Genomic DNA, 1991 nt, shown 5'->3' on the forward strand with positions numbered 1-1991 from the left:
GGCGAACAAGGCACCAGGGACAAGCAAACGGGCGCAACCAACCTCGAACCCCTCCACAGGGGATGGCACGCCCCCGGATCCAAGGTGCGCCAGGCCGCGTCGTCGTCACCGGCCAGACACCGACAGCCGGTGATCGAACCACCCAAGAAACATCACGGTGCGGCGACTCTGGAACATGCCCGGCGCCCACTCGGCCCAGCGGGCGGACGATGCCAACCGGCTTGGTGGCGAGCGCCGTTGCAGTGTCAGGGAATCCTGCGCGGCGGCCGGATGTCGGACCCCGCGCCGCGTGATGGTGCAGGTGGGGGGTCGGCGGAGGTGAGCAGCTGCAGCCCCAGACTGCTGCAGGCATGGAACACCGCCTTGCCGGCCCTTCGGGAGGTGATCAGCCGTGCGTGCCGCAGTGCTCTGGCGTGTTCGGAAGCGGAGGCCTTGCTGATGTCGAGGGCGCGGGCGATCTCCGTGGTGGTCCGGTGAGCGGTCAGCAGTTGCAGGACAGCGGAGCGCGTGCTGCCGAGCAGCGTCCCCAGCGGGTCGTCGGGCTGGTCCTCCTCGGTGACCGGCAGGGGCGCCGCTGTCATCGGATAGATCAGAACGCTGGGCGCGTCGGCGTGGTGGGCGATCACCGGACGGCCCCTCCAAAGAGCCGATGGCAGCAGGCGCAATCCGTGGCCGGCCAGCAGGACGTCGAGGTCGCCCACGCGGTCGTACACCAGAGTCGTATTGCTCTCCCAACGGCCGCCGGGTACGAGCCCGGCGAGGGTGGCGCGCAGGCCCTGCTGGGCCAGGATGCGGGTGCGCCAGGCGAGTTCCGCGTCGTGGGCGGCCTCGATCCGCGGCCACTGGTGGGCGAGAAGGGCCGTCCAGGTCGTGCGCAGGGCGTTCTCCAGCAGGTGCAGACCCTCACTGTCGCGGCGGACCAGGGCGCGGGTGAAGGGCGTCACCGGGCGGGACGCGGGACACACGGGGTTCAGGTCGGTTCGGATCGTGGCGGCCGGTGTGTGCAGGACCAGGTCGAGCCCGGAGTCGAAGTCGCAGCTGACCGGGTCGAGGAACATCGGTCCTTTGCCGGAGGGGGGCACCAGATCCAGCAGGGGCCGCCCTGCCGCGGGGAAGGCCCGACGTGTCGCCTTCTGCCACCGCCCCGCGTCGGACGGGTGCGGCGGTTGCTGCAACTGTGCTACCGCCAACGAGAGTTCCATCATCGGCGCGGGAGCGGGAACGAAGGTGACCCGGAGGAGATCGTCGGCGGAGAAGTGTAATCGCAGCATGCCGGTCCTTTCCCGGTGACGTGGATCGGCCCCGTCGTTCGGCCCAGGCCGAACAGATGGCCGTTCGCGGATGCCTGTCACGAGTATGGCAACGCCGACGACGCCAGGACACGGGTGGTCAGGACAAGCACCGTAGGCGAAGGCCGGCAGCGAGCAGGGGTGGCGTCCACTCGTCACCACTGAGGCATCTGTCCGAACACTGCGATGGAGGAACTCTCATGGGACTCGACCGTATCGGCAAGCGAGCGGCCGCGCTGGTGGTCACGGGGTTGCTGGCCGCGGGGGTGGGCGCCGGGCCGGCGCAGGCGTCCCCGAGCGCGGGATACATCGGGAACGGCTACGGCAACAACACCCACGGCGTGTGGTGCGTGCAGCACCTGGTCAACGATGTGGCTGCCGCTCACGGCAAGAAGCGGCCGCTCACGGAGGACGGTCTGTGGGGGCCCGACACCCGGAGCTGGGTCCAGTGGTACCAGGGCATCGACGGAAGGAAGCAGGACGGCATCGTCGGCAAGGACACCGGCGGCGACCTCCTCCTCGACGGCGACCAGTACTACGGGGGCAGGAACTACTGCTACACGTACGTACCCTCGCACTTCTGACCCGACACTGTGGTGGGGGGGGGGGGGGGCCCCGCCCCCCCCCCCCCCCCCCCCCCCCCCCCCCCCCCCCCCAAAGGGGCCCCCCCCCCCCCCCCCCGCCCCCCCCCCCCCCCCCAGC

The 1991-nt window shown here is 70.8% G+C and carries 2 protein-coding genes; one reads left to right on the forward strand and one right to left on the reverse strand.

The annotated features are described in order from the left end of the window. Positions 1-245: 245 nt before the first annotated feature. A complete protein-coding gene (locus tag ACFWIS_RS37395; RefSeq protein ID WP_380463308.1) occupies positions 246-1058 on the reverse strand; it encodes a DUF5937 family protein in 813 nt (270 codons plus the stop codon). Positions 1059-1489: 431 nt separating this feature from the next. Here ACFWIS_RS37395 and ACFWIS_RS37400 point away from each other — a divergent pair, with 431 nt between their 5' ends. Then, positions 1490-1873, forward strand: a complete 384-nt coding sequence (locus tag ACFWIS_RS37400) for a hypothetical protein (RefSeq protein WP_380463311.1) — start codon at positions 1490-1492, stop codon at positions 1871-1873. The last annotated feature ends 118 nt before the right edge of the window (positions 1874-1991 follow it).

The sequence above is a fragment of the Kitasatospora sp. NPDC127060 genome (genome assembly GCF_042724935.1).
GTDB lineage: Bacteria > Actinomycetota > Actinomycetes > Streptomycetales > Streptomycetaceae > Kitasatospora.

What these genes read in the sequence shown, in the direction of transcription:
- ACFWIS_RS37400 (WP_380463311.1), top strand. Translation starts at nt 1,490, where the DNA reads ATGGGACTCGACCGTATCGGCAAGCGAGCGGCCGCGCTGGTGGTCACG.
- ACFWIS_RS37395 (WP_380463308.1), bottom strand. Translation starts at nt 1,058, where the DNA reads ATGTTCCTCGACCCGGTCAGCTGCGACTTCGACTCCGGGCTCGACCTG.